The organism is Methylobacterium sp. Leaf88 (assembly GCF_001422795.1).
Taxonomy (GTDB): domain Bacteria; phylum Pseudomonadota; class Alphaproteobacteria; order Rhizobiales; family Beijerinckiaceae; genus Methylobacterium.
This window is the reverse complement of record NZ_LMMK01000020.1, coordinates 22,681-48,399: the sequence shown is the minus strand read 5'-3', so window position 1 is coordinate 48,399 and position 25,719 is coordinate 22,681. Positions and strand designations below refer to the sequence as shown.

The 25,719-nt window shown below is 69.0% G+C and carries 24 protein-coding genes; 19 read left to right on the top strand and 5 right to left on the bottom strand.

Annotated elements, in window-relative coordinates:
* Nucleotides 1-22: 22 nt before the first annotated feature.
* Nucleotides 23-1,759 (bottom strand): heparinase II/III family protein, encoded by a 1,737-nt coding sequence (locus ASF20_RS11900; RefSeq protein ID WP_056274481.1) that lies wholly within the window; start codon nucleotides 1,757-1,759, stop codon nucleotides 23-25.
* Between the two features lie 129 nt (nucleotides 1,760-1,888).
* Entirely contained in the window at nucleotides 1,889-2,743 is an 855-nt protein-coding gene (locus ASF20_RS11895) for a tetratricopeptide repeat protein (RefSeq protein WP_056222376.1), read from the bottom strand.
* A gap of 130 nt (nucleotides 2,744-2,873) precedes the next feature.
* On the opposite strand from ASF20_RS11895, the gene ASF20_RS11890 reads away from it, so the two are divergent.
* Nucleotides 2,874-4,256, top strand: coding sequence for a leucyl aminopeptidase family protein (locus ASF20_RS11890; RefSeq protein WP_056274477.1), 1,383 nt, complete (start codon nucleotides 2,874-2,876; stop codon nucleotides 4,254-4,256).
* 30 nt (nucleotides 4,257-4,286) lie between these two features.
* Here the strand turns inward: ASF20_RS11890 and ASF20_RS11885 are convergent, their stop codons facing one another.
* The gene (locus ASF20_RS11885; protein ID WP_244476418.1) at nucleotides 4,287-5,225 is read right to left on the bottom strand and encodes an EcsC family protein; all 939 of its coding nucleotides are present in this window, start codon (nucleotides 5,223-5,225) and stop codon (nucleotides 4,287-4,289) included.
* Between the two features lie 19 nt (nucleotides 5,226-5,244).
* Nucleotides 5,245-6,702: an AmpG family muropeptide MFS transporter gene (locus ASF20_RS11880; RefSeq protein WP_056274473.1), complete on the bottom strand. Its 1,458-nt coding sequence runs from the start codon at nucleotides 6,700-6,702 to the stop codon at nucleotides 5,245-5,247.
* A 318-nt stretch (nucleotides 6,703-7,020) separates the two neighbouring features.
* On the opposite strand from ASF20_RS11880, the gene ASF20_RS11875 reads away from it, so the two are divergent.
* Together ASF20_RS11875 and ASF20_RS11870 are read left to right on the top strand one after the other, a co-directional pair.
* Nucleotides 7,021-8,172: a histidine kinase dimerization/phosphoacceptor domain -containing protein gene (locus tag ASF20_RS11875; protein ID WP_056274469.1), complete on the top strand. Its 1,152-nt coding sequence runs from the start codon at nucleotides 7,021-7,023 to the stop codon at nucleotides 8,170-8,172.
* Complete coding sequence (locus tag ASF20_RS11870) at nucleotides 8,169-8,624, top strand: response regulator (RefSeq protein WP_082501317.1); 456 nt, start codon at nucleotides 8,169-8,171, stop codon at nucleotides 8,622-8,624. Before ASF20_RS11875 ends, ASF20_RS11870 begins: the two co-directional genes overlap by 4 nt.
* A 42-nt stretch (nucleotides 8,625-8,666) precedes the next feature.
* On the opposite strand, the gene ASF20_RS11865 is transcribed toward ASF20_RS11870, so the two are convergent.
* Nucleotides 8,667-9,179 carry a pilus assembly protein N-terminal domain-containing protein gene (locus ASF20_RS11865; RefSeq protein ID WP_082501303.1) on the bottom strand — a complete coding sequence of 171 codons (513 nt, stop codon included), beginning with the start codon at nucleotides 9,177-9,179 and terminating at the stop codon, nucleotides 8,667-8,669.
* A 413-nt stretch (nucleotides 9,180-9,592) separates the two neighbouring features.
* On the opposite strand from ASF20_RS11865, the gene ASF20_RS11860 reads away from it, so the two are divergent.
* From ASF20_RS11860 to kdpB, 16 genes are all read left to right on the top strand, one after another.
* Nucleotides 9,593-9,763, top strand: coding sequence for a Flp family type IVb pilin (locus ASF20_RS11860; RefSeq protein ID WP_056222398.1), 171 nt, complete (start codon nucleotides 9,593-9,595; stop codon nucleotides 9,761-9,763).
* Between the two features lie 304 nt (nucleotides 9,764-10,067).
* Complete coding sequence (locus ASF20_RS11855) at nucleotides 10,068-10,574, top strand: prepilin peptidase (RefSeq protein WP_056274464.1); 507 nt, start codon at nucleotides 10,068-10,070, stop codon at nucleotides 10,572-10,574.
* A 123-nt stretch (nucleotides 10,575-10,697) separates the two neighbouring features.
* The gene (cpaB, locus tag ASF20_RS11850) at nucleotides 10,698-11,495 is read left to right on the top strand and encodes a Flp pilus assembly protein CpaB (protein ID WP_056222406.1); all 798 of its coding nucleotides are present in this window, start codon (nucleotides 10,698-10,700) and stop codon (nucleotides 11,493-11,495) included.
* A gap of 112 nt (nucleotides 11,496-11,607) precedes the next feature.
* Complete coding sequence (locus tag ASF20_RS11845; RefSeq protein ID WP_156648059.1) at nucleotides 11,608-13,020, top strand: type II and III secretion system protein family protein; 1,413 nt, start codon at nucleotides 11,608-11,610, stop codon at nucleotides 13,018-13,020.
* A gap of 61 nt (nucleotides 13,021-13,081) precedes the next feature.
* A complete protein-coding gene (locus ASF20_RS11840) occupies nucleotides 13,082-13,816 on the top strand; it encodes a CpaD family pilus assembly protein (RefSeq protein ID WP_056274458.1) in 735 nt (244 codons plus the stop codon).
* Nucleotides 13,817-13,902: 86 nt separating this feature from the next.
* Nucleotides 13,903-15,147 carry an AAA family ATPase gene (locus tag ASF20_RS11835; RefSeq protein ID WP_056222418.1) on the top strand — a complete coding sequence of 415 codons (1,245 nt, stop codon included), beginning with the start codon at nucleotides 13,903-13,905 and terminating at the stop codon, nucleotides 15,145-15,147.
* Nucleotides 15,148-15,192: 45 nt separating this feature from the next.
* The gene (locus tag ASF20_RS11830; RefSeq protein ID WP_056274454.1) at nucleotides 15,193-16,647 is read left to right on the top strand and encodes a CpaF family protein; all 1,455 of its coding nucleotides are present in this window, start codon (nucleotides 15,193-15,195) and stop codon (nucleotides 16,645-16,647) included.
* A complete protein-coding gene (locus tag ASF20_RS11825) occupies nucleotides 16,644-17,612 on the top strand; it encodes a type II secretion system F family protein (protein WP_056274451.1) in 969 nt (322 codons plus the stop codon). Before ASF20_RS11830 ends, ASF20_RS11825 begins: the two co-directional genes overlap by 4 nt.
* Nucleotides 17,613-17,677: 65 nt before the next feature.
* Nucleotides 17,678-18,640: a type II secretion system F family protein gene (locus tag ASF20_RS11820; protein WP_056274449.1), complete on the top strand. Its 963-nt coding sequence runs from the start codon at nucleotides 17,678-17,680 to the stop codon at nucleotides 18,638-18,640.
* Between the two features lie 139 nt (nucleotides 18,641-18,779).
* The gene (locus tag ASF20_RS11815; RefSeq protein ID WP_056274444.1) at nucleotides 18,780-19,451 is read left to right on the top strand and encodes a metallophosphoesterase family protein; all 672 of its coding nucleotides are present in this window, start codon (nucleotides 18,780-18,782) and stop codon (nucleotides 19,449-19,451) included.
* 362 nt (nucleotides 19,452-19,813) lie between these two features.
* Nucleotides 19,814-21,091 (top strand): amidohydrolase/deacetylase family metallohydrolase, encoded by a 1,278-nt coding sequence (locus tag ASF20_RS11810; protein ID WP_056274441.1) that lies wholly within the window; start codon nucleotides 19,814-19,816, stop codon nucleotides 21,089-21,091.
* A gap of 259 nt (nucleotides 21,092-21,350) precedes the next feature.
* Complete coding sequence (locus tag ASF20_RS25280; protein WP_274534757.1) at nucleotides 21,351-21,476, top strand: hypothetical protein; 126 nt, start codon at nucleotides 21,351-21,353, stop codon at nucleotides 21,474-21,476.
* A gap of 25 nt (nucleotides 21,477-21,501) precedes the next feature.
* Complete coding sequence (locus tag ASF20_RS11805; RefSeq protein WP_036267122.1) at nucleotides 21,502-21,591, top strand: K(+)-transporting ATPase subunit F; 90 nt, start codon at nucleotides 21,502-21,504, stop codon at nucleotides 21,589-21,591.
* Between the two features lie 35 nt (nucleotides 21,592-21,626).
* The gene (kdpA, locus tag ASF20_RS11800) at nucleotides 21,627-23,342 is read left to right on the top strand and encodes a potassium-transporting ATPase subunit KdpA (protein WP_056274437.1); all 1,716 of its coding nucleotides are present in this window, start codon (nucleotides 21,627-21,629) and stop codon (nucleotides 23,340-23,342) included.
* A 3-nt stretch (nucleotides 23,343-23,345) separates the two neighbouring features.
* A complete protein-coding gene (locus tag ASF20_RS11795) occupies nucleotides 23,346-23,549 on the top strand; it encodes a hypothetical protein (protein WP_056222440.1) in 204 nt (67 codons plus the stop codon).
* Between the two features lie 62 nt (nucleotides 23,550-23,611).
* Nucleotides 23,612-25,702 (top strand): potassium-transporting ATPase subunit KdpB, encoded by a 2,091-nt coding sequence (gene kdpB / locus ASF20_RS11790; RefSeq protein ID WP_056274433.1) that lies wholly within the window; start codon nucleotides 23,612-23,614, stop codon nucleotides 25,700-25,702.
* Nucleotides 25,703-25,719 lie beyond the last annotated feature (17 nt).

The window sequence follows — 25,719 nt, the reverse complement described above, 5'->3', positions numbered from 1 at the left end:
TGCGCTGCGGCCAGTCGTCCCCTCAGCCCTGGCGCGCCGGAACCCGGGCGAAGCCCCAACGGATGCGGGTGTCGTCCGCGACCGGCAGGTAGAGCACGATCTGGTCGGTGCGCCGGGCGCCGGTGATCCCCGCGAAGTAGACGCTCTCCTCCAGGGCCACGGGCACGCCCTCGGCACCGAAATGCCAGATTTCGCCGATCGGCGAGGTCAGTTCGAGGCGGCCGTCGTCGAGACCGCGCGCGGCGATCGCCGGATGGAGGTGAAAGCGCACCGCCACCTCCTGCGGCCGATGCCGGGCCTTGCCCCGCTTGCCGGCCGGCGGACGCAGGAAGGCGTCCTCGCCTTCGAGGACGTTGCCGTTGCTCGCCAGGCGCCAGCGTCGTTCGTGGACGATGCCGAGATCGCCCGCATAGCCGTCGTGGCGCGCCGCCAGGATGGTGGCGCCCTCCTCCGTCGTCCGCTCGGACTTCACGTCGCGCGGGCCGCGCAGGATCACGGGTCCGATCCGGTGCGAGAGCCAGGTCACGGCCCAGCGCTCGTACCAGGCTCCCCCCCCGACGAGGAAGCGGCAGGACGAGGTGTCGCCGACCGTCGCGGTGGAATGGGCGGCGGTGCTGCGGGCGAGACGGCGCAACTCGGGTCCGCTCGCGGGCAGGCCGCAATTGACGACGATGCGCTGGGGGCCGCTCGACATCTCGAAGGACAGGCACCCTGCCCCGGCGTTGATGGAATCGGGCAGCGGCGGCGGCGCGCCGACATCGGCGACGACGAGGACCCGCCCGCCCTCCAGGCGCTCGTAGCCGGAATTCGGCGCGTGCATCATCGGTTGGGCCAGGGCGCCGTCGTAGACCAGCAGGGTGGCGAGGTGGTCGGCCGCCGTGGCGCCCATGCCGTTGAAGTGGCTCAGCGACGCATCGGGGTGCCGGAGCAGGCGCAGGAGCGGCAGCATGCGGTCGATGGCGTGCAGGAGCGCTTCCGGCGGGTCGATGCTGCGCGACAGGAAGCTTTGGCGCAGGGGCAGCAGGTCGAGGAGCAGTTCCATGGCGAACCGCGGATCGCGGCTGCGATGGCCGCCGTCGCGCAGGATCTGTCGCTCGAGTTCCCGCACCAGGATGCGGGTCGAGCGGCGCAGGATCGCCTGGATGCCGTCGCAGCACAGGCCCGCGTAGCAGAGCGCCACCGCCGCCAGCAGGCGGTTCTGCGGGGCGATGCTCCGGCGCAGGTCGCTCTCGAGGTCGCGGGCCGTTTTGCCGAGGGCCTTCAGGAAGGCCTGGTAGAAGGCGTGGTCGGCCCCCTCCAGGACGAGGGGCGACTGGCACAGGAACGAGATCAGCCGGCGGGCGGCGACCGGCGTCGGCCGGGCGAGGGCCGCGTCGCCCCGGCCGGCGATGAAATCGGCCACGAAGGCGCGGGCATTGGCGCGGGCCAGGGCCGTATCGGCCGCGCGCAGGTGGCGCAGCCAGCCGAAGCCGTAGAGGATGTCGGCCCATTCCGGAGAGGGCGGTGCGTAGTCGAAGGGCGAGCGACCGCTCACAGACAGGGAGCGCCCGGCGAAGACGAACAGGCCGGCATAGATGTCGTCGGCGAAGGTCGCGTCGCTGGTGCGCAGGTCGTGCGGTGCGATGACGAGCGCTGTGACGCGGGCGCGGGCCAGAATATCGGGTCGGCCGGTCACCCGGGCATAGGTGTCGCGCACCGAGCGCGCGACTTCGCGTCCGATCAGCCGATAGAAGCGCCAGCGATCAGTCCCCCAACGCACGCGCTCTCCTCTTCCGGGGGCACAGCCGCGGGCTGGCGTCGCTCCGCGTCCTGTCCATCTTGTAACTAGGCCGTGGGCCTTAACCTGCGGTTAACCTCAAGTCACCCGCCCCATCGGGGGCAGACGGCCTCATTCCGCCGGGCCAGAGGCGACCGGGCGCATCGGCCGGGCGCTGCGGGCATCCGCGGCCTTCAGCGCCTTCCAGCTGTTCGGCTGCGCCACGAAGGCCCGCAGCGCCGCGGTGTTGGCCGCCGCTTCCTCGGGCGAGAGATCCTGGCGGGAGACGGCGTCCGCCTCGGCGAACTTGCCCTGCAGCCCGAGCACCAGGGCGAGGTTCTGGCGTACCCGTGCGTCGGCGCGGGGCTGTTCGGCGGCCCGCCGCAGGGTCGCCTCGGCCTGCGGCAGCTGGCGGCCGAGGGCGTAGGAGAGTCCGAGGTTCGACAGGATGACCGGATCGTCCGGCTGGATCTTCAGCGCCGCCTCGTAGAAGCCCTGGGCCCGGGTATGGTCGTTGAGCTGGTCCGCCACCGCGCCCTGGGCGGAGAGGACGCGCCAGTCGGGACGCGCCGGCGTGTGGGCGTTCTGAAGGACGTCGGCCGCCTCCTGGAACCGGCCGACCTCGGACAGGCTCTTGCCGTAGGCAGCCAGGACGGTGTTGTTCTTCGGGTTGCGCAGGGCCGCCTGCTGCAGGACCGCGACGGCCTGCGTCTTCTGGTTCGTGGCGCGCAGGGCCTGGGCGTAGCGCAGGGCCAGCGACAGGTCGTTCGAGTCGGCGGCGTACTTCTCGCCGAGGGCCTCGACCTCCCGTCGGCTGATGACGGCAGGGCTCGGGGAGCGGCCGAAACCCGGAAGGGAGATCCCCCCGATGGAGCCGGTCGTTTCCGGCGACCGGGACTGGCAACCGGCGGTGAGGGCCGCCACGAGCGCTGCCGCCAGGACGGGCATCGGGCGCACCCGGGAGAAGTTGACCAGCGGCCGGACCATGACGCGCTCCACGACGGCCCGCAGGGGCCTAGGATTTGCTCCGGCGAGCGCTTCGCGCTCCCGTTGCCCCGGTGATAGAGCGTTAACCCTAACCCGCCGTTAATCTCCCGCCCCTGTCCTCGCGAGCGCCATGATCCAGACCCTGTCCCGCCTCGTTGCCGATCCGGGCGACGCGATCCCGATCCTGAGCGTCACTCCGGAGACCTGGCCCCGGCTCGAGGCGGCGCTGCCGGCCCCGCAGGCGGCCTATGCCCGCGCGACCGAGTTCGTGCCGAAGGCCGGGCGGATCGCCCTCCTCCCGGCGGCCGACGGTCGGCTGGGGCAGATCCTGTTCGGCCTGGGCGATCGCAGCGATCCGCTGATCGCCGGCAAGCTCCCCGGCGCCCTGCCGCCCGGCACCTATCGCCTCGTTCCCGCGGACGGGTTCGATGCCGGCGCCGCTTCCCTCGCCTGGCTCCTCGGGAGCTATCGCTTCGCACGCTACCGCGAGGTCGGCTCCGAGCGCCCGGCCCTCGTCGTACCGGACGGGGTCGACGGTGCGGCCGTCACCCGCATCGCCGAGGCCGTGGCGCGGGGCCGCGACCTCGTGAACACGCCGGCGAACGACCTGGGGCCGGCGGAGATCGAGGCCGCGGTGCGCGCGGTCGCCGAGCGCCACGGCGCCACCGTCTCGGTCGTGACCGGGGAAGACCTCGCCGTGGCGTTTCCCCTCGTCCACACGGTCGGGGCGGCCTCGCCGCGGGCCCCGCGCCTCATCGACCTCGCCTGGGGACCGACGGACGCGCCCCGCGTGACCCTGGTCGGCAAGGGCGTCGCCTTCGACACCGGCGGACTCGACATCAAACCGTCCAGCGGCATGCTGCTGATGAAGAAGGACATGGGTGGCGCCGCCGCCGCCCTGGCGGTCGCCGACATGGTCATGGGCTCGGGGCTGCACCTGCGCCTGCGCCTGATCGTGCCGGCCGTGGAGAACGCCATCTCGGGCAGCGCCTTCCGTCCGGGCGACGTGATCCGCAGCCGGGCCGGGCTCACCGTCGAGATCGGCAACACCGATGCCGAGGGGCGGCTGATCCTCGCCGACGCCCTCGCCCTGGCGGATGCCGACGCACCGGACCTGCTCCTCGACTTCGCCACCCTGACGGGTGCGGCACGGGTCGCGCTCGGACCCGACCTTCCGGCCTTCTTCACCGAGGACGAGGCGCTGGCCGCGGCGGTGTCCGAGGCCGGGATCGCCGTCGCCGATCCGGTCTGGCGCCTGCCCCTGCACAAGCCCTATGCGCGCCTGCTCGATTCGAAGGTCGCCGACCTGAACAACGTCTCCGGCGGCCCCTTCGCCGGGGCGATCACGGCGGCCCTGTTCCTGCGCCGCTTCGCCCCCGGCACCCGGGCGCACGTCCATTTCGACCTGTATGGCTGGAACCCGTCCACCAAACCCGGTCGGCCGGAGGGGGGCGAGGTGCAGACCGCCCGCCTCGTCCACGACCTCCTCGCGCGCCGCTATCCGAAAGCCTGATTGCGAGGAGGCCCGCCCGGGCGCGTGGCTTCAGAGGCCAAGCATCGCCTTCTCGGATTCGTACGCGGCCCGGACCGGCTCCGCCCCGTAGAGCCGCTCCAGCCGCCGCACGGTGAAATGCGCCCGGGCGGTGGACTGGAAGTGGTCCATGAAGGCGGCGTTCACCGCCGCCCCACCGACGGCTCCCAGGATGGGGACGGCCTGCGCCGCCACCTTCTGGGAGACGACCAGGCCGAAGCGGGCCGCGATCTGCGTCGAGAAGCGGATCAGGGCCGGCGCGGCCTCGTCGAGGAGGGCGCGGTTGCCGGCATAGCGCGCCGCCTCGACCATCGTCTTGGCCAGGGCCGCGCGCACGGCGAAGTAGCCGCTCTCGGTGAGCGCGCTGCCCGCCGCCTCGCGACCGCCCAGGGCGAAGACCTGCACGCAGGCCAGGGCATTCTCGGGATCGCTGAGGTCCTCGCCCTCCTCCCGGGCGATCTGCGCGATCGAGCGCAGCATCAGGGTGGTGGAGACCGGCAGTTCGATCGCGAGCGTCGCGAGGCCGAAGGCGCCCCCGAGGGCACCGGAGACGGCGGCCATCGCCTTGTGGCCGAAGGCGCTGGAGGGCAGGTACTTCGCCAGGCGCGTGGTCGTGCGGACCGTTGCGGAATCCGTATCGGCCGGACCGGCGAGAAGCGGATCGGCCGGAACCGCGATCGCGCGCCCCTCCGGCAGCGTCGCCAGGGCGACCTTGAGCGAGGCGCGCATGGCGCTCTCCGTCGCCTGCGACACCGCGTCGGTGACCGGCGCCGGCAGGGCCCGTCCGATCATGTCCAGGGGGGCGCCGGCCACGGCCGAGAGCCGCGCCGCGAGGCCGGGCTTCTCCAGCGCCTCGACGGCGCGCCGCAAAGCCGCCCGATCGGCCTCGCTCAGGCCGGGAATGCCGGGGCTCACGGCCGGGGCGGTGGTGGTGTCGTCGACGAGTTTGATGTTGCTCACGTCTGCTGTCTCATCCGTGTGCCGGGTGGGGTTTCGTGGGCCGGCCTGCGCCAGGGTGGTCCTGGCCGGTGGAAGCAAGGCCGGGGCCCCGCGGATGGTTCCCGCCGATCTCGTCGCCCGCGGCCGCTTCGGGGCGGACCGGGTCCGTCGCGGTCGCTTCGGCGGCGGACACCTTTCGCCCGCCCGCCCGGCCGACCAGCAGGCAGAGGACGACCACCGGGATGCCGACCGCCGCCGTGAAGGCGAAGAAGACCGGATATCCGTAGGCCGCCACGACGAAGCCGGAGGTGCCGGCCACGAGCTTGCCCGGCAGCGCATAGAGCGAGGAGAAGAGTGCGTACTGCGTCGCCGCGAAGCCGGGCGCGGTCAGGCTCGACATGTAGGCGATCAGGGCCATCCCGGCGAAGGAGCCGCAGAAGTTGTCGATCGAGATCGTCGCCGTGAGACGCCAGACCTCCGGTCCGCCGAAGGACAGCCATGAGAAAGCGAGGTTCGAGGCCGCACCCAGGAAGGCGCCGACCACGAGCGTGGGGAACAGGCCGAAGCGCGTCATGGCCCAGCCGCCCACGAAGGCGCCCGCGATGCCGACCCAGATGCCGTAGAGCTTCGAGACGGCTCCGATCTCCACGAGGCTGAACCCCACCTCCCGGTAGAGGGGGCTCGCCATCACGCCGGAGATGAAGTCCGGCAGGCGATAGAGGGCGACGAGGAGCAGGATCGCCCAGAGGCGGGCGCCGAGCCGCGTGTGCAGTTCGGTGAGGGGCTCCAGCACCGCGCCCCGGAAGGTCCAGGTCCTCGCCGGGGCGGCCGGCGTCGCGTCGGTGATCGCGCGGTCGTAGGCCGGGGCGAGCAGCGCGGCCACCATGCCGACGGCCATCAGGGCCGCCATCGACAGGTAGGCGACGTTCCAGCCATAGGCGCTGGCGATGAAGAGGGCTCCGGCACCGGCCGACATCAGGGCGAGGCGGTAGCCGAGGTTCGAGGTGGCGGCCATCACCCCCTGCAGGTCCGTGCCGGCGGCGTCGATGCGCCAGCCGTCGATGACCACGTCCTGCGTCGCGGCGCAGAAGGCGACGAGGAACGCACCGAGGCCGAGAAGCGCCAGGCTGGTGCCGGGGTCGGCGAAGGCCATGAGGCTCAGCGACAGGGCGACCGCGCACTGGGTCGCGATCATCCAGGCCCGGCGGCGGCCCAGCGCCCGGCTCAGCACCGGCACGTCGAACCGGTCGATGATCGGGGCCCAGAAGAACTTCAGGCTGTAGGGGAGCGCCAGATAGCTGAACAGGCCGATCGATTTGATGTCGACGTCCGAGTAGGCGAGGCGCGTCGAGAAGGTCCCGAGGACCAGCAGCAGCGGCAATCCCGACGAGAAGCCCAGGGCGAGCATCAGGAGGATCCGGGGATCCTCGACGATGTCCCTCAGTCGGAGGCGGCGGCTCGGGATCTCCAGCGCGTCGCTTTGGGCCATGGCATGGAACTCCTGGGGGCCGAAAGGCTTGATGCCCGCAGACCATAGCAGGCCTCCGCGCCGCCCCGGCACGGGGCTGTCGCCGGGCCCGCGTGCCGTGGCGCATCGCTTACCATCGGCAGCATGCCTTCCGAAATCTTAACGCGAGGTCTCGCATCTTCCTGTTAGCGGCCCGATCGCCTCCAAGAGGTTCCTCGATCCAGGTGTTGACGGCGGGGTTTCCCGGCAGTTCAAGTCTGTGGTCGCGCCCGAGTGGACCGGCGACGGGCCAACGTTCAGGTCAACATTTCGGGTGTCTCGTCTTGGCTGAAGCCGATCATGACGCATAGGGAAACGCCGGCCACCGGAGCACACGGCCTCGGCATCAGCGCAGGCGCATTCGTGGCGGCGTTCACCGCGAGTCCGACGCCCATGGTCCTCACCGACCCGCGCCAGCACGACAACCCGATCGTCTGGGCGAACGAGGCCTTCCTGAGCCTGACCGGCTACGCCTGGGAGGAGATCTCGGGTCGGAACTGCCGCATGCTGCAGGGACCCGAGACCGATCCGCGGGCCGTGCGTCGGTTGCGCGACGCGGTGATCGCGGGGCGACCCATCGAGATCGAGCTGGTCAATTACCGGAAGGACGGGACCTCGTTCTGGAACGGCATGACGGTCGCCCCGGTGCACGATGAGACGGGGCAGATCGTGCATTTCTATTCGGCGCAGGCCGACATGACCGGCAAGTACCGGACCGAAGTCGCGATGAAGGACGCGCACGACGAGCTCGAACGACGGGTCGGGGAGCAGACCGCCCACCTTCGCGCCGCCCTCGAGCAGAAGACCGCGCTCCTTCACGAGGTCGACCATCGGGTCAAGAACAACCTTCAAGTCATCTCCTCGCTGATGCTTCTCAAGGCGCGGCGCACCCCGCGCGGAGAGGCCAAGGATGCCCTGCAGGGCATGGCGGAGCGCATCGGCGCCCTCTCGACGGTGCACCGGATGCTCTACTCCACCGGCGACGTCACGCGGTTCGACCTGCGCGAGTTCGCCGACGACTTCGTCTCGGAGCTGGTGGCGGGGCTCGACACGGACCGGACGGCCGTCAGTGCGGAGATCGACTCGATCGCCGTATCGGCCGCGATGGCGGCGCCCCTGGCGCTGATGTTGCACGAACTGGCGACCAACGCCGTCCGGCACGCATTCCCGGACAGCCGGCCCGGGCGCATCACGATCAGCGCGCAGCGCAGCGACGACGGCCTGCGCATGCTGATCGAGGACGACGGCGTCGGTTTAGCCGGCGGCACGCCGAATCCGGCCGGCTTCGGTCGCTCCCTGGTGGAGATGGTGGTGCGGCAGCTTCGCGGGGTGATCGCCTGGAGCGACGTCGCGCCGGGAACCCGCGTCGAGATCCTCGTTCCCCTCGACGCGATCTCCCTCCAGAGTCCCATCACGGATCGGGCGCCGGGGCCCGAATGGGCTTCCCCATGACCGAGACGCCCCTGCGGATCCTCGTGGTCGAGGATGAGGTCCTGATCGCCCTCGAACTGGAATGCCTGCTCGATGACCTCGGCCACATCACGGTCGGCATCGCGGGGAATTCGGCGGAAGCGATCGCCCTGGGGCAGGCGACCTCCCCCGACGTGGCGTTCGTGGACATCCATCTGATCGACGGCCCCACCGGCGTCGAGGTAGCCCGCGCCCTCAGCGCCGATCCTCACACCACGGTCGTGTTCATGACCGCGAACGCCAAGCGCATCCCCGACGATTTCGCCGGCGCGGTCGGGGTCATCGCGAAACCCTATTCCGAGCGGGTGGTCGCCGGCGCGCTGCGCTACGTCGCCGACCGGCGCGCGGGCCTCGCGGCCACGGTCGAGGGGCTGGACGGGTTTCGCCTGGCCTCGGCGCCCGAGACCGGCGAGCGGCATACACCGGTCCGTTGAGGTCCGGGGAGCGGCCTTCGCGGCTCCCGGCGCGCGAACGGGCTAGCGATTCGTGGGTCCGGCGCCAGCGGTAGCCAAGGCGCGGCGGTTCTCGGCCTGACTGCTGACTTCTCCATAGAACTTGTTCGCATCGCCGAGCTGGATCGAGGGCTGGCAATTCGGCGTGCACGAATAGGATTCGCGCTCGAGACCGCGCTGAACCGTGATGACGGCCGCCTGCGGCGCCTGCACGCTGATCGTGGATTCCGCTAGCATGTGGCCGGCGGCGTCGAGGGCGATCAGGTTGGTGCTGCCGAAGCTCTTCCCGGTCAGGATCAGGATGCCGTTACGCTGGAGGGCGACGTCGGCGATCATCGGATTGCCGACGATGACGGTCTGGGTCTTCTCGGGCAGGCGCATGACCTTGGCGTTGTCGACCGTGACCGCCACGATGGTCGGCGGCGCGTCCGGTGCCTGAGCGCGCACCGACCCGCATCCGAAGACGGCGTACCCGGCCAGGAGAAGCGCCGTCAGGATCCGGAGAGGGATGTGGGACGGATTGGTTGGGGAGTGCATCGGACGCTCACTGGACCGCACGGCACGACGCAGATCGTGATTGATCTCGGTGCATCGGGACGCACCCACCGGCCGAAGCTCGACGACCAAGAGACACCAGTACGGTAAACGAACCGATAAGCGCGTTGTCCGACTTGTGATGAGAGACCCTCGTTAGAACCGCCCGTGAATGCGGGGGGCGTGAAGTCGACGCGTGCGATCACCAGAAGTCTCGGATCGAGCCCCCAGCTCCGCTGCCGAGGGCGGCGTGCGGCTTTTAACCAACCCTTCACCACATCACGAAGCGGTTTCCTCCGCCCGGGTTTCGGCGACCGATTTAACCCAATGGCAACGGCGCCGGGGCACACTCCACCTGTCGCCGATTGAGACGCCTACAGCGTGAACGGCACATGCCTTTCCAGGGGAGTTTTGCCATGACCACCATGTTCAAGCGTTTCGTGGCCGACGAGTCCGGCGCGACCGCGATCGAGTACGGCCTGATCGCGTCTCTGATCGCCGTCGCCGTCGTCACCGTTCTGACAACGGTCGGCACGAACCTGCGTGCGACCCTCACCACCGTGGCGAACAACCTCAAGAGCTCGTAATCGCGGTCCGCGCACCCGGGACGGTCTCGCGGCTACGGCCCCGGTGGCCGATCGGTTCGCTGTAGATCTTCCGATTTTGCCGGTTTCGAGGAGTATTGCGGGATGTCCGCGATGCTCCTCGCTCCGTTTCGGATCTGCGGGATCGTTCGCGCGCGTGGCGTGCGCCCTTTCGGGTTTCGCGGCACGGACTCTTAATCCCGGTCCGGGATCATGGGGCAAGGCCGGGGTTCCCCAGGGCCTCCCGCCCGCGAGAGACCCGCGCCCGCGAAATGTTGCGCCCGCAAGAGACAGGACCGAGAACGACATGGCCAGCGTCAGCCTCCTCGTCGTGTTTCCGTTTCTCATGGCCTACGCCGCCGTCAGGGACCTCCTGACGATGTTGATCCCCAACACCGTCTCGGTGGCACTGGTCGTCGGCTTCGCGGTCTTCGCCGTCGCCACCGGCCTGGGCTGGGACGATCTCGCCGGGCACCTCGGCGCCGGCGCCGCGACCCTCGTCGTGACCTTCACGCTCTTCGCCTTCGGCTTCATCGGTGGCGGCGACGCGAAGCTCGCGGCCGCGACGGCCCTGTGGATCGGCTTCGACCAGCTGGCCGGCTACCTCCTCATCGCCTCGCTCGCCGGCGGCGCACTGACCCTGACGCTCCTCGCGTTGCGCCAGCAGCCGCTCCCGCCCACGATCGCCCGCCTTCCCTTCGTGCTTCACCTGCACGATGCGAAGACCGGCGTGCCCTACGGCATCGCCCTCGCCCTCTCGGCGCTCCTCGTGCTGCCCGACACGGCCATCTGGCTTCGCCTGGTCGCGGTCTGAACGGCATTGCTCCTCGGTTCGGCAATGCGTCGAACCGATTACTCCTTGTTAACCGTAATTTGAGGAATGCCAGGCCACTCTGAACCGACACGGCGATGTGCCGTCGCAGGTTCGAGTTCGGCGATGAAACCAGCCAGACTGGCCGTCCTTGCCATAGCCCTCGTGGCAGGTGGTGGCGCGGCGTTGTTGATCAGCGGGGAGGACAGGCCGGTCGTGCAGCCGGCCGCCATCGTTCCGCCTCCCGTCGTGCCGATGACGGACGTGCTCGTCGCCGCCGCCGAATTGCCGATGGGCCAGAATATCCAGGCACCGGACCTGCGTTGGCAGCCCTGGCCCAACGATGCCGTCACCAGCGGCTACATCACCCGCACCAATTCGCCCCGCGGCATGGAGGAGATCGTCGGGTCGATCGCCCGGTCGAGTTTCCTCGCCGGTGAACCGATCCGGCCGCAGAAGCTCGCCCGCTCCGACGGCGGCTTCATGGCCGCGATCCTGCCCGCCGGCATGCGCGCCGTCGCCATCACCATCGATGCGATCGGCAGCAGCACGGCAGGCGGCTTCATCCTCCCCAACGACCACGTGGACGTGCTCCGGACCTATCGGGACGAGGAATCCTCGCGCGGGAGCGCGGAGGTACAGGTCTCGGAGACGTTGCTCCAGGACGTGCGCGTCCTGGCGATCGGGCAGATCCTCCAGGAGAAGAACGGCAACACCGTCGCCACCGGCCAGACGGCGACGTTGGCCCTGACGCCGGCCCAGGCCGAGACCGTCACGCTCGCCCAGAAAGTCGGTCAACTCTCGCTCTCCCTGCGGAGCCTCGTGGATAGCGGGCGCGCGGGCGAGCCCATTCTCGAGGGTCGTCCGGAGACGGCCCTGACCGTGGTGCGGTTCGGCGTCGCGAAGCAGCAATCGCGACGCTGAGGGAAGCACACGCACCATGACTGAGGACACGTCGATGACCCTCTCCCCCTGGCCGGCGGCGCGCCGCACCCCGCTGCTGGCTTGCCTCCTCGCCTGCCTCCTGCCCAACGCGATGGTCAATCCGAGCTACGGCCAGCCCTCCGGCGGACTGACGGCGGCGCCGATCCTCGCGGTCGGGACCAACGAGGCGGCGACCTCGCGCCGGATCGATCTCACCATGGGACGCTCCCTGGTGATCGATCTGCCGCGCGACGCCAAGGAGGTCTTCGTCGCCAATCCGAAGGTCGCCAACGCGGTCGTCCGCTCGACCCGGAAGGTGTTCATCATCGGCATGGAGAACGGGGCCACGTCGATCTTCATCATGGATGCCGAGGGCCGGCAGATCACGGCCCTCGACGTCACGGTGGCGCGCGACCTCAACGTGCTGCGCCAGACCCTGAACCAGAGCATCGCCGGGGGACGCTTCGACGTGCGCGCCGCCGGGGATTCGGTCGTGCTGACCGGGACCGTCAACTCGGCGTCCGAGGCGGCCCAGGCCCTCGACATCGCCAATGCCTTCGTGGGGATTTCGGCCGCCGGCGCCGCGGCGCGCGGCGCCGTCATCAACAACCTGACGATCCGCGGCAAGGATCAGGTCATGCTGCGCGTCACGGTGGTGGAGGTGTCGCGCACGGTCCTGAAGCAGTTCGGCGTCAATCTCAGCGGCGGCTGGTCCGGCCTGAACCTCGTCAACACGGCGCCGCTCGCCCTGAACGGCGGCTCGTTCCCCACCGGCAACCTCCTGTCCGGAACGATCAACGGGCCGGGCGGAGCGAACCTCACGGCTACCCTGCGGGCCTTCGAGCAGGCCGGCGTCTCCCGTGTTCTGGCCGAGCCGACCCTGACGGCGATCTCCGGCGAATCTGCGACCTTCACGGCCGGCGGGCAGATCCCGGTCCCGTCGAACCTGAGCTGTACCTCCGTCGGCACCAGCACGATCCAAACCTGCGTTCCGAGCGTCAGCTACAAGGATTACGGCGTCAGCCTCAACTTCACGCCTGTGGTGCTGGCGGAGAACAAGATCTCGGTGCGCGTGGGCACCCAGGTCACCGAGATCGACCAGCAGAACGCCCTGAACCTGAACTTCACCGGCACCACCACGGCCGTGCCGGGCTTCACCGTCCGCAAGTCGGAGACCACGATCGAGCTCGCCTCCGGCGCGACGATGATGACCGCCGGCCTGATCCAGCAGCGCAACAAGGCGGCGATCACCGGCTTGCCCGGCCTGATCAACCTGCCGATCATCGGCGCGCTCTTCCGCTCGCGCGATTATCAGCGGCAGGAAACCGAGCTGATGATCATGGTCACGCCCTACATCGCCAAGCCGATGGAGCCGCGCCAGGTCTCCCGCCCGGATGACGGTTTCGTCGATGCGCAGGATGCGCAGGCCATCCTGCTCGGGCGCTTCAACCGCCTCTACGGCGTCGCCGGCGCCAGTCCCCTTGGCAGCGCCTATCGCGGCCGCGTCGGCTTCATCACCGATTAGTCCGGCGCTCTCCCGACCGATCCAGGCGCTCCGGCCCCGGCCTCAGCAGGACCCTCCCCCGATGTCCACCTCTCCCCTCCGCACCCCCCTGGCCCTCGTGGCCGTGGCCGGCGTCGCCGCCCTGCTCGGGGCCTGCCGAGCCGATCCCGTCGTGACCACCGGCTCGCTCTATCCGGCCGACTACCGCGCGCGGCATCCCCTCGCCCTCGCCGAGGGCGTGCGCACCCTCGACGTGTTCGTCACGGGCACGGGCCATCTCGATCCGCGCCAGGCCGCCGACGTCGACGCGTTCCTGCTGGAATTCCGGCGCTACGGGCGCGGGACGCTGGCCCTCGACGTTCCCGCCGGCGGTACGCCCCGGACGGCGGCCGCGGTGGAACGGACGGCCGCGGCCCTGCATCGCATAAGCCTGAACGGCGGCGTCTCCGACCGCCAGGTGGTGGTCGCCCGTTATGCGGTGGCCAATCCGAACCTTGCGGCGCCCCTCCGGCTCAGCTTCCAGCGCATGGAGGCCAGGGGCGGAAGCCAGTGCGGAACCTGGCCCCAGGATCTGGGCGTCGGAGATCCGGCCTTCAGCGGTCGCAACGAGGCCTACTGGAACTTCGGCTGCGCGACGCAGTCGAACGTCGCCGCGCAGATCGCGGATCCCGTCGATCTCGTCCGCGCCCGCCCGGAAGGTCGGATCGATACGATCCGGCGCACGAACGACATCGGCAAGATCCGCGACGGCAAGGATCCGTCAATCGAATGGCGTCAGGATGGGAAGACCTCGATCAAGGCGCAGGTCTCCCAATAACCGCGTCGGGCGGGCGCACCGTCTCGCCCGCGACGTGCCCCATCTTCGCTCCCGCATCGGCGGCAACCTGAACCGGAATTCCCTCCATGACGGATCTGAACGAGACGTCCGAGCGCATCATCGCTCCCGTGCCGCGGATCACGATTCAGGCGTTCTGCGAGACGCAGGAGAGCGCGGCGCTGATCGAGTCGGCCGGCGCGGACCGGCGCCTGCAGAAGGCGCACATCAAGGTTCAGATGGGCGGCGGCGCGGCGGCGGTCGAAGCGTATCGGCATGCGCCCACGCCGAACGTCATCGTCATCGAGACCCAGGGGGCGAAGTCGCGCCCGCTCGAATGCCTCGATTCGCTGGCCGAGGTCTGCGACGAGGGAACGAAGGTCGTCGTCATCGGGCATGTCAACGACGTCGCGCTCTACCGGCAGTTCATCCAGCGAGGCGTCAGCGAGTACCTGATGGCGCCGGTGCGCCCGATCGACCTCATCCAGGCGATTTCGGACCTGTTCACGGCGCCGGGCGCCAAGCCGGTCGGCCGCACCGTCGCCGTCGTCGGCGCGAAGGGGGGGGTCGGCGTCTCCACCCTCGCGCACAACCTGGCCTGGACGATCGGTCGGGAGCAGGACACCGCGACGGTCATCGCCGACCTCGATATCGCCTTCGGGACCGCGAGCCTGAACTTCAATCAGGATCCGCCCCAGGGCATCGCGGAGGCTGTGTTCGCGCCGGATCGCCTGGATTCGAATCTCCTCGACCGGCTCCTGTCGAAGTGCAGCGACAATCTCTCCCTGCTCGCAGCCCCCGCCACCCTGGACCGCACCACCGATCTCGCCGAGCCGGCCTTCGACCATCTGCTCGACCTGTTGCGGGCCGCCGTGCCATGCGTCGTCCTCGACGTGCCGCACCAGTGGACCGCCTGGTCGCGACGGCTCATGATCAGCGCGGACGAGATCCTGATCGTCGCGAGTCCCGAGCTCGCCGCCCTGCGCAACACGAAGAATCTTCTGACGCTTCTGCAGCAGAACCGCCCGAATGATCGCAAGCCCCGCATCATCCTCAACGGCGTCGGGGTGCCCAAGCGTCCCGAGATCGCCGCGGCCGAGTTCGCCAAGTCCCTCGACACCACGATCACGGCCGCGATTCCCTTCGATGCCGCGCTGTTTGGGACCGCCGCCAACAACGGGCAGATGATCGGCGAGGTGCAGGCCAACGCGAAGGCGGCCGAGATCTATTCGTCGCTCGCCGCCTCGATCACCGGCCGCGCCGAACTGCGCCGGGCGCGCCCGAACCTGTTCGAGCCGCTGCTCTCCAAGCTCGCCCGTCGCAAGGCGTCGTGATGCTCCGGCCTGCTCCCCGTGACCTGATCGCCAGGAGGCTGCACCATGTTCGGTAGACGATCCGGCAGCGCAGCGGTGCAGGCGCCGCGTCCGGCGGCCGTGGTCGACAAGCCGGAAGTTTCGCTGCCGGTCCACGACGATTCCGCCCTGCGCCCCCGCGCGGAGGCGCCCCGCCGGCCCGAGCCCGCGCCCGTCACGGAGTCGGCCAAGTCCGAGGACTACTTCCGCACCAAGAGCATGATCTTCGGGGCGTTGATCGAGGCGATCGATCTGTCCCAGCTTTCGCGTCTCGATGCGGAATCGGCGCGCGAGGAAATTCGCGACATCGTTTCGGAAATCATCGGCCTTAAGAACATCGTCCTGTCGATCGCCGAGCAGGAAGAGCTGCTCGACGACATCTGCAACGACGTGCTCGGCTACGGCCCGCTGGAGCCGCTGCTGGCCCGCGACGACATCGCCGACATCATGGTGAACGGCGCCAGCCGCGCCTTCATCGAAGTCGGCGGCAAGATCCAGCTGACCAACGTCCGCTTCCGCGATAATCAGCAACTGATGAACATCTGCCAGCGGATCGTGAGCCAGGTCGGCCGGCGGGTCGACGAAGCCTCGCCGATCTGCGACGCCCGTCTTCCGGACGGGTCGCGCGTCAACATCATCGCGCCCCCGCTGGCCATCGACGGGCCCGTGCTGACGATCCGCAAGTTCAAGAAGGACAAGCTGACCCTCGACCAGTTGGTGACCTTCGGAGCGATCTCGCCGGAAGGCGCCCGCATCCTGCAGATCATCGGCCGCGTGCGCTGCAACGTGGTCATCTCGGGAGGCACCGGATCCGGCAAGACCACGCTGCTGAACTGCCTGACCCGCTACATCGACGCCGACGAGCGCATCATCACCTGCGAGGACGCGGCGGAACTGCAGCTCCAGCAGGCGCACGTGGTGCGCCTCGAAACCCGGCCTCCCAACATGGAAGGGTCCGGGCAGGTCACCATGCGCGACCTCGTCAAGAACTGTCTCCGCATGCGGCCCGAGCGGATCATCGTCGGCGAGGTCCGCGGCCCGGAGGCCTTCGATCTCCTGCAGGCCATGAACACCGGTCACGACGGCTCGATGGGGACGCTCCACGCGAACTCCCCGCGCGAAGCCCTGGCCCGTATCGAGTCGATGATCACCATGGGCGGCTTCAGTCTGCCGTCGCGGACGCTGCGAGAGATGATCTGCGGCTCCATCGACGTCATCGTGCAGGCCACCCGCCTGCGCGACGGGTCGCGCCGGATCACCCACATTACCGAGGTGATGGGACTCGAGGGCGACGTCATCATCACCCAGGATCTCTTCCTGTACGACGTGCTCGGCGAGGACGCGAACGGCAAGCTCATCGGGCGCCATAGATCCACGGGTATTGGCCGCCCCCGGTTCTGGGAGCGCGCGCGCTATTACGGCGAGGACGAAGCGCTCGCGGCGGCCCTCGATGCGGCCGGTGCCGGCGGGAGTGGGCTGTGAACGCCGGCGGCCTGGCCCTCGCCTCCGGTCTCCTCGCGCTCACGGCCGGGGGGCTCGCCTACGTCTTCGTCTTTCCCTACCTCTCGGGAGAGAAGCGGTCCGCCGAACGCCGTCGCACCGTCAGCGTCGTGACGGCGCCGGGAAACCGGGTCGCGACCGTCAATCGCCGCGAGCAGGTCGCCAAGAGCCTCAAGGACGTCGAGGCGAAGCGCGAAGGTACCAAGGTCACGCTGGAGCTGAAGCTGGCCCGCGCCGGCCTGTCCTGGTCGCGCAAGCAATATTTCGCCGTCGCGGCAGTGATGGCGGTGGTGTTCGGCCTGGTGATCCTGATCGCGACCGGCAATCCCCTCGCGGGGTTGGGCGCGGTCTTCGCCGGCGGCTTCGGGCTGCCTCTCTGGCTCATCACGTATCTGCGCAAGCGGCGGATCAAGGCGTTCATCAACGAATTGCCGACGGCGATCGACATCATCACCCGTGGTGTGCGTGCGGGTATCCCGGTGGGTGACTGCTTCCGGATCATCTCGCGGGAGGCCGAGGAGCCGATCCGCAGCGAGTTTCGTCAGGTGGTCGAGTCCCAGACTCTCGGCCTGTCCCTCGGCGAAGCCCTGATGAAGATGCACGAGCGCGTGCCCGTGTCGGACGTCAACTTCTTTGCCATCGTGATCAGCATCCAGGCGAAGTCCGGCGGCAATCTGTCCGAGGCCCTCGCCAACCTGTCCCGGGTTCTGCGCGAACGCAAGAAGATGGCCGGGAAGATCCAGGCGATGAGCATGGAGGCGAAGGCGTCCGGCGGCATCATCGCGGCGCTTCCCTTCATCGTCGCCCTCCTGACCTACCTGTCGAGCCCGGATTACATCTCCCTGCTCTGGCGGACCGATATCGGGAAACTTGCCCTGGTGTGTTCCGCGATCTGGATGTCGCTCGGGGTCTTCACGATGAAGAAGATGATCAGCTTCGACGTCTGATTCGTCGATGCCTACCCGGTATCAAGTTCGAATCCTCGTCCGGTCGGATCGTACGGAGACACCGCATGCTGGATCTCATCGCCGCCAAGGTCACCGAGCCGCGCTTCCTCGGCACCGCCCTCGCCGCCATCGCGGCGGCTGCGACAGCCTTCGCGCTGCTCCAACCGATGCTGGAGCCCGACCGTCTCGGGAAGCGCATGAAGCTGATCGGCGAGGAGCGGGAGGAGATCCGGCGCCGCGAACGCGAGCGCATGAGCTCCAAGGCGACGCTCCGGGTCGCCCCCAAGGCCTACATGAAACGGGTGGTGGAGCAGTTCAACCTCAGCCGTTGGCTCGGGACGGAGACCGCCCGCAAGCAGCTGATGATGGCGGGCTATCGGTCGCCGGGGGCCGAGACGGGATTCCTGTTCTTCCGCCTGGTGACGCCGATCGTTCTGGCTCTGGTGGCGATCTTCTACCTCTTCGTGCTCGATGTCCTGGATCAGCCTTTTGCCATCCGCACGATGATCGTCATCGGCGTGCTCCTGTTCGGCATCAAGGCCCCGGAGTTGTACCTCCACAACCGCGCCAGCAAGCGGCAGACCGAGATCCGGGCCGCCTGGCCGGATGCCCTTGACCTCACGCTGATTTGCGTCGAGTCCGGCATGTCCGTCGAACACGCGTTCCGGCGCGTCAGCACCGAGGTGGTCGGGCAATCCATCGTGCTCGCCGAGGAACTCGCGGTCCTGACCGCCGAGCTCTCCTACCTGCCGGATCGGCGCATCGCCTTTGAAAACCTCGCCAACCGCATCGGTCTCGATCAGATCAAGGCGGTGACGACGGCACTGATCCAGGCCGAGCGCTACGGAACGCCCGTCGGCCAGGCCCTGCGCGTGCTGTCCCAGGAAAGCCGCGACATGCGGATGAACGAGGCTGAGAAGAAGGCCGCCGCCCTGCCGCCGAAGCTGACGGTGCCGATGATCCTGTTCTTCCTTCCGGTACTCTTCGTCGTCATCCTGACCCCGGCGATGATCCAGATCTTCCGTTAGGCCCCAGCCTTCACAGTCGCGTGGCCCGTGACCCTTGAACGCGGCGTTGGCTCCGGAGCCGGCCCAACGCAAGGATGTTCAGCGCATCCGTTTCCTGCCATGCGACGGGGATGCTCCCAACGCTGTCACCGGACTTCGCATGAACGTCCTCACCTACGCGATCGGCGATATTCACGGCTGCGCCGATGCGTTGCTCCGTCTGTTGGAGCGGATCAACCTGCACCGGGCCGGGCGTCCGGCCCGCATCGTCTGCCTGGGCGACTACGTGGATCGGGGTCCCGAGAGCGCCCGGGTGATCGAGATTCTCAGGCACCTTCAGCGCGACGCTCCGAGTGCCCTCACCTGCCTGATGGGCAACCACGAGCAGATGATGCTGGAGGCCTATCGCGACCCGCACGGAGCCTCCACCTGGCTGAGCAACGGCGGCCGGCAGACCCTCCGCTCCTTTGGAATCACCGGCCCGGAAGCGTTTCCGCCCGACGTGCTGACCTGGCTCTCATACCTGCCCACCGTCCATGAGGACGCCGCGCACTACTTCGTCCATGCCGGCTTTCGCCCCGGGCGAACCGGCGTCGATCCCGATCTGTGGAACCGCCTCTGGATCCGAGAGCCGTTTCTCGGCACGGCCTTCGACTTCGGGAAGCACGTGGTTCACGGACACACGCCGCAACTGGAGGGGATGCCCGACCGGCAACCCTACCGCACCAACCTCGACACGGGTTGCGTCTACGGCCGGTGCCTCACGGCCGGCGTCTTCGATGAGACGCAGGGGCCGCCGATCGATTTTCTGCAGGTCGATCGCGACGGTTAGTTTGATGCAATTTGTTTGTGGATCGGACCGGTCCAAAGAGTTGCCGAAGTCCTCGTGCGGCGGCTCGTGCCTCAGGGACCCGTCATTGGGATGCGGTGTCTGCGGAACGCCTGCCGGTCGTCCAGGGGACGAACCTCGCCCCACCCATTTCCCGCCGTCGACGCACGCCCATCTTCGAAAAGCATTGCCGACCGTGCCCGTCAGCCTCTAGCATCCCGAGCGTCGGAGCCAATCAACGAGCGCCGCGGTCAGGGATCAGAAGCGATGTCGTGGTGCCAAGCGCCGCCCGCCCCACAGGACCGGCATCGGCGGTCCCGCCCTCCGCGTCCCCAGCCCTGCCCCCGCCTCCACGGAGCGACCACATGGACACGCTGACCCGCCGGGCGTGGCTCGCTGGGGCCGCCGCGACGAGCCTCGTGGCCACGACCGGGGCCTCGGCGGAACCGGACCCGGGCGGTCCTTTCGACCTCGTGATACGGGGTGGCGAGGTGATCGATCCGAGCCAGTCCCTGCGCGGAAAGCGCGACATCGGTATCCGTCACGGACGGATCGCCGCCCTCGCGGCGGATCTGCCGACGGATCGGGCCAAGCAGACGATCGACGCCTCCGGCAAGCTCGTGCTGCCCGGCCTCGTCGACCTCCACGCCCACACCTTTCCCTATGGCTCGGCGATCGGCATCCCGGCCGATGAGACGGTCCCGTTCTCCGGGGTGACGACGGTGGTCTCCGCCGGAGACGCGGGCGCCAACACCATCGCCGCCCTGCGCCGGCACATCGCCGCGCAGACCCGGACGCGGATGTTCGCCTTCGTCCACATCGCCAATCACGGACTGTCGGCCTTCCCCGTCGCGGAACTCTACACCATCGACAACGCCCAGGTGGACGCCTGCGCGCTGGCCATCGCGGAGAACCCGGACTTCGTCCTCGGCGCCAAGGTGCGAATGTCGGAGAACGTCATCTTCAAGCATGGCGCCGAGCCCCTGCGCCGGGCGATCCAGGCCTGTGAGCTGTCGGGACGACCCGCCAAGGTGATGGCGCATATCGGCGGCGTCGAGACTGCCGACCTGATGAGCCGCATCCTCGACCTGCTGCGGCCGGGCGACATCCTCACGCACTGCTACTCGGGCGCGCCCAACATGGCTGGGCAGTTCACCAACATCGTCCAGGATGGCAAGCTCCTCCCGGCGGCCCTGGCCGCCAAGCAGCGCGGTGTCGTGTTCGACATCGGCCACGGTGGCGGTTCCTTCGATTTCACCGTGGCGGAGGCGGCCATCGCGCAGGGAGCTCCGCCCGATACGATCTCGTCGGATCTGCACGTCGTCTCCGGCAATACGCCGGGCATGCCGTTCCTGCCCCTGGTGATGAGCAAGTTCCTGCCCCTGGGCTTCAGCCTGGAACAGGTCATCGCGATGGCGACCGCGGCACCCGCCCGGGTGATCGACCGGGACGCGAAGCTCGGGACGCTGCAGGTCGGTGCGCCGGGCGACGTCTCGGTGATGGAATGGGTCGAGCGGCCGCTCTCCATGGTCGACACCCGCAACAACCGCCGTGACGGAACGGGCTTCCTCTCGCCCGTCCAGACCGTGAACAACGGCGTCCCGTTCGGACGCCCGTATCAGCTGCCCTTCTCCGTTCGGTGAGGCCGACCGGCCATTTCGCTGTTCATCCCGCGCGGGAGCGGCGCGGGATATGAAACGCCGCCGACGGGGACGGGTTTTCGGCGCGACCTCGACGACGACCCTCGTGTATACCAGCGGCTCGGCAGCGACCCGTTCGCGAGGGTGCGAGCCGCCGACGCCGCGCGCTCCGATCCTCATGCCATCCTTATAAAATCGCGTGGCGCGCTCACTCGAACCCTAATGCGGTTCCCGTCCATGCTCCGGGCGAGCGTGATCGGTCGTGACGACCCGGGCCGATCCGCCGCACAGGATCGGACCCCTCATGCTCGACATCGCCTTCCTGGCCACAGGACTCGCCTTCTTCGGTCTCGCCGCCGGGTACGCCCTGCTGTGCGAACGCCTCTGAGCGCGCTGACGGGAGCATCCCCCTCATGACCCTCGACCTCACCCTCGGCGCCCTCGTGACCCTGGGACTGCTTGGCTACCTCACCTACGCCCTCGTGCGCCCCGAGCGGTTCTGACGCGCCCTCCGGACGAATTCCCAAGGACCACCTCCATGACCATCAACGGCTGGATTCAGGTCGCGCTGTTCTGCGCGATCGTGCTGGCGCTCGTCAGGCCGCTCGGCGGGTACATGACCCGCGTGTTCCAAGGCGAGCGTACCCTTCTCTCGCCCGTTCTCCGGCCCGTCGAGACCGGACTCTATCGCCTGGCCGGCATCGACGTACGGGGCGAGCAGAGCTGGCTCAGCTACGGGCTCGCCATGCTGACGTTCCACGCCCTCGGCTTCGCCATGCTCTACGGGCTCCTGCGCCTGCAGGACGTCCTGCCTCTGAACCCGGCCGGACAAGGGTCCGTGGCGCCGGATCTCGCCTTCAACACCGCGGCGAGCTTCGTGACGAATACCAACTGGCAGAACTACGGCGGCGAGAGCACCCTCTCCTACCTGTCGCAGATGCTTGGGCTAACCCACCAGAACTTCCTCTCGGCCGCCACCGGCATTGCCCTCGCGGTCGCTCTCGTTCGGGGCTTCGCGCGAGCTTCGGCCCGGACGGTTGGCTCGTTCTGGGTCGATCTGACCCGCTGCACCCTCTACGTGCTGCTGCCGATCTGCGTGGTCTACACCCTGTTCCTGGTCTCACAGGGCATCCCCCAGACCCTGGGCGCCTCCATCGAGGCCACGACGCTCGAAGGCGCCACCCAGACGATCGCAATCGGGCCCGTGGCGAGCCAAGTGGCGATCAAGATGCTCGGCACCAACGGCGGGGGGTTCTTCAACGCCAACGCGGCTCATCCCTTCGAGAACCCGACCGCGCTGTCCAACTTCATCCAGATCGTCTCGATCTTCGTCCTCGGCGCGGCGATGACCAACGTCTTCGGCCGCATGGTCGGCGACGAACGGCAGGGTTGGGCGATTCTCGGCGCCATGGGCGTGCTGTTTCTCGCCGGCGTCCTCGTCACGTACGCCAGCGAGGCCGCGGGCAGCTCCGTGCTGAATGGGCTCGGGCTCGCGGGCGGCAACATGGAGGGCAAGGAGCTGCGCTTCGGCATCGTCGCATCGGCGCTGTTCGCGGTGGTGACTACCGCCGCCTCCTGCGGCGCGGTCAACGCGATGCACGACAGCTTCACCGCCCTCGGCGGCCTGATCCCGATGATCAACATGCAGCTCGGCGAGATCATTGTCGGCGGCGTCGGCGCCGGTCTCTACGGCATGCTCGTCTTCGTCATCGTGGCGATCTTCGTCGCCGGGCTCATGGTCGGCCGGACCCCCGAGTATCTCGGCAAGAAGATCGAGGCGCGGGAGGTGAAGATGGCCATGCTCGCCATCCTGTGCCTGCCTCTGATGATGCTGGGATTCACCGGCCTCGCCACCGTGGTGGCCGCCGGCCTCGCCGGCCCCGCCAATGCCGGGCCGCACGGATTCTCGGAGATCCTCTACGCCTTCACGTCCGCCGCGGCCAACAACGGCTCGGCCTTCGGCGGCCTCAGCGGCAACACGCCGTTCTACAACACGACGCTGGCGATCGGCATGCTGGTGGGGCGGTTCTTCGTGATCATCCCCGCCCTCGCCATCGCAGGCGCCCTCGCCGCCAAGAAGACCGTGCCGGCTTCCGCCGGAACCCTGCCGACCCATGGCGGGCTGTTCATCGGCATGCTGGTCGGCGTGATCCTGATCGTCGGCGGCCTGACGTTCTTCCCGTCCCTGGCTCTTGGCCCGATCGTCGAGCACCTGGCGGGCACCGCAGGCCTGAGCTTCGCGACGGGCGGCTGAGCGGTGCGCCCCGCCCTTCCACCGCGCCGGGTCCGGCGCCACCACCTTCACGGGCTCCGATCCGGTACCCGCCAGCCTCACCCGATTCCCGGGGCCCGGCCGCCCCGGCTCTCGGACCTGATCCTGGCGGTGCTCGGTGTCACCCTCCTGGGCGCCCTCGCCCTGGTGCTCGCCGCCGAGTTCACGCGCCGTGCCCTCGCACCCTGACCAGCCACGGACCCGGCGCGTCGCGCCCGGCCGTCCCGCGCCCCTTCGTGGACCCCCCCATCATGTCTCGCTCCTCCACGTCCCTCTTCAGCGCCGCCCTCGTCGGCCCGGCCGTCGTCGGCTCGATCCGTAAACTCGATCCCCGGATCATGATCCGCAATCCCGTGATGTTCGTGGTCGAGGTCGTCGCGGTCTTGACCACCGTCCTGTTCGTCCGCGATCTCGCGACCGGCGCGTCCGGGCTCGGCTTCTCCGGCCAGATCATCCTCTGGCTCTGGTTCACGCTGATCTTCGCCAACTTCGCCGAGGCCTTGGCCGAGGGCCGCGGCAAGGCGCAGGCCGACAGCCTGCGCCGGACCCGCACCGAGATGACCGCCAAGCGCCTCACCGGTCCGGGCGATGCCTGGGACTCGGTGCCCGGGACCGCCTTGAAGGTCGGCGACGTGGTGCTGGTGGAGGCTGGCGACCTGATCCCGTCCGACGGTGAGGTCATCGCGGGCGTCGCCTCCGTCAACGAGGCGGCCATCACTGGCGAGTCCGCACCGGTGATCCGGGAATCCGGCGGGGACCGGTCGGCGGTGACGGGCGGAACCCAGGTCCTGTCCGACGCGATCCGGGTCCGCATCACGGCAGCGGCCGGCTCGACCTTCGTCGACCGCATGATCGCTCTTGTTGAGGGCGCGTCCCGCCAGAAGACCCCGAACGAGATCGCCCTCAACATCCTGCTCGCCGGCCTGACCCTCGTCTTCGTGTTCGCGGTCGCCTCGATCCCGAGCTTTGCGAACTACGCCGGCGGGGCGATCCCCCTGATCGTCCTCGTCGCCCTGTTCGTAACTCTTATCCCAACCACCATCGGTGCGCTCCTGTCGGCCATCGGCATCGCCGGCATGGATCGCCTCGTTCGCTTCAACGTCCTCGCCATGTCGGGCCGCGCGGTTGAGGCCGCCGGTGACGTCGACACCCTCCTGCTCGACAAAACCGGCACCATCACCCTCGGCAACCGTCAGGCGACCGAGTTCCGGCCGGTCGGCGGGGTGGACGAGCACGATCTCGCCGACGCGGCACAGCTCGCCTCGCTTGCCGACGAGACGCCCGAGGGCCGCTCGATCGTGGTGCTGGCCAAGGACCGCTACGGCATCCGAGCCCGCGACATGGCGGGCCTGAACGTCACCTTCGTGCCGTTCACGGCCCAGTCGCGGATGTCCGGGGTCGACCTCGACGGACGGTCGATCCGCAAGGGTGCGGTCGAGGCGGTGATCGCCTCTCTGGGAGTACAGCCGATCGCGTCCCGCGGCGCGAATGCGGCGCTCGCCTATCGACCGGTCGAGGACTCGCAGGCCGTGGTGGAGATCAGGGCTATCGCGGAGACCATCGCGAAGGCCGGCGGCACGCCCCTGGCGGTCGCCCGCGACGGGCAGCTGCTCGGCGTCGTGTTCCTGAAGGACATCGTGAAGGGTGGCATCCGCGAGCGCTTCGCCGAACTTCGCCGCATGGGCATCCGCACGGTGATGATTACCGGCGACAACCCCATGACTGCGGCGGCTATCGCGGCCGAGGCCGGCGTCGACGATTTCCTGGCGCAGGCCACGCCGGAGGATAAGCTCGCGCTGATCCGGCGGGAGCAGGCGGACGGCAAGCTCGTGGCCATGTGCGGCGACGGCACCAACGACGCGCCCGCCCTGGCCCAGGCCGATGTCGGCGTCGCCATGAACACCGGCACGGTGGCGGCGCGTGAGGCCGGGAACATGGTTGATCTCGATTCAGACCCGACCAAGCTCATCGAGATCGTCGGGATCGGCAAGCAGCTCCTGATGACCCGCGGGGCCCTAACCACGTTCTCCATCGCCAACGACGTGGCGAAGTACTTCGCCATCATCCCGGCGATGTTCCTGACGCTCTACCCGCAGCTTCAGGCCCTGAACGTCATGGGGCTCGCTTCGCCCCAGAGCGCGATCCTGTCGGCGATCATTTTCAATGCACTGATCATCGTGGCGCTGATCCCGCTCGCCCTCCGAGGCGTCTCGTATCGGGCGGTGGGAGCCGCCGCGCTCCTGCGGCGCAACCTGCTGATCTACGGCCTCGGCGGCATCCTGGTGCCGTTCGTTGGCATCAAGGTGATCGACCTCGCCGTGAACGCTCTGCACCTCGCCTGACCCCCCTTCCTGTCCGA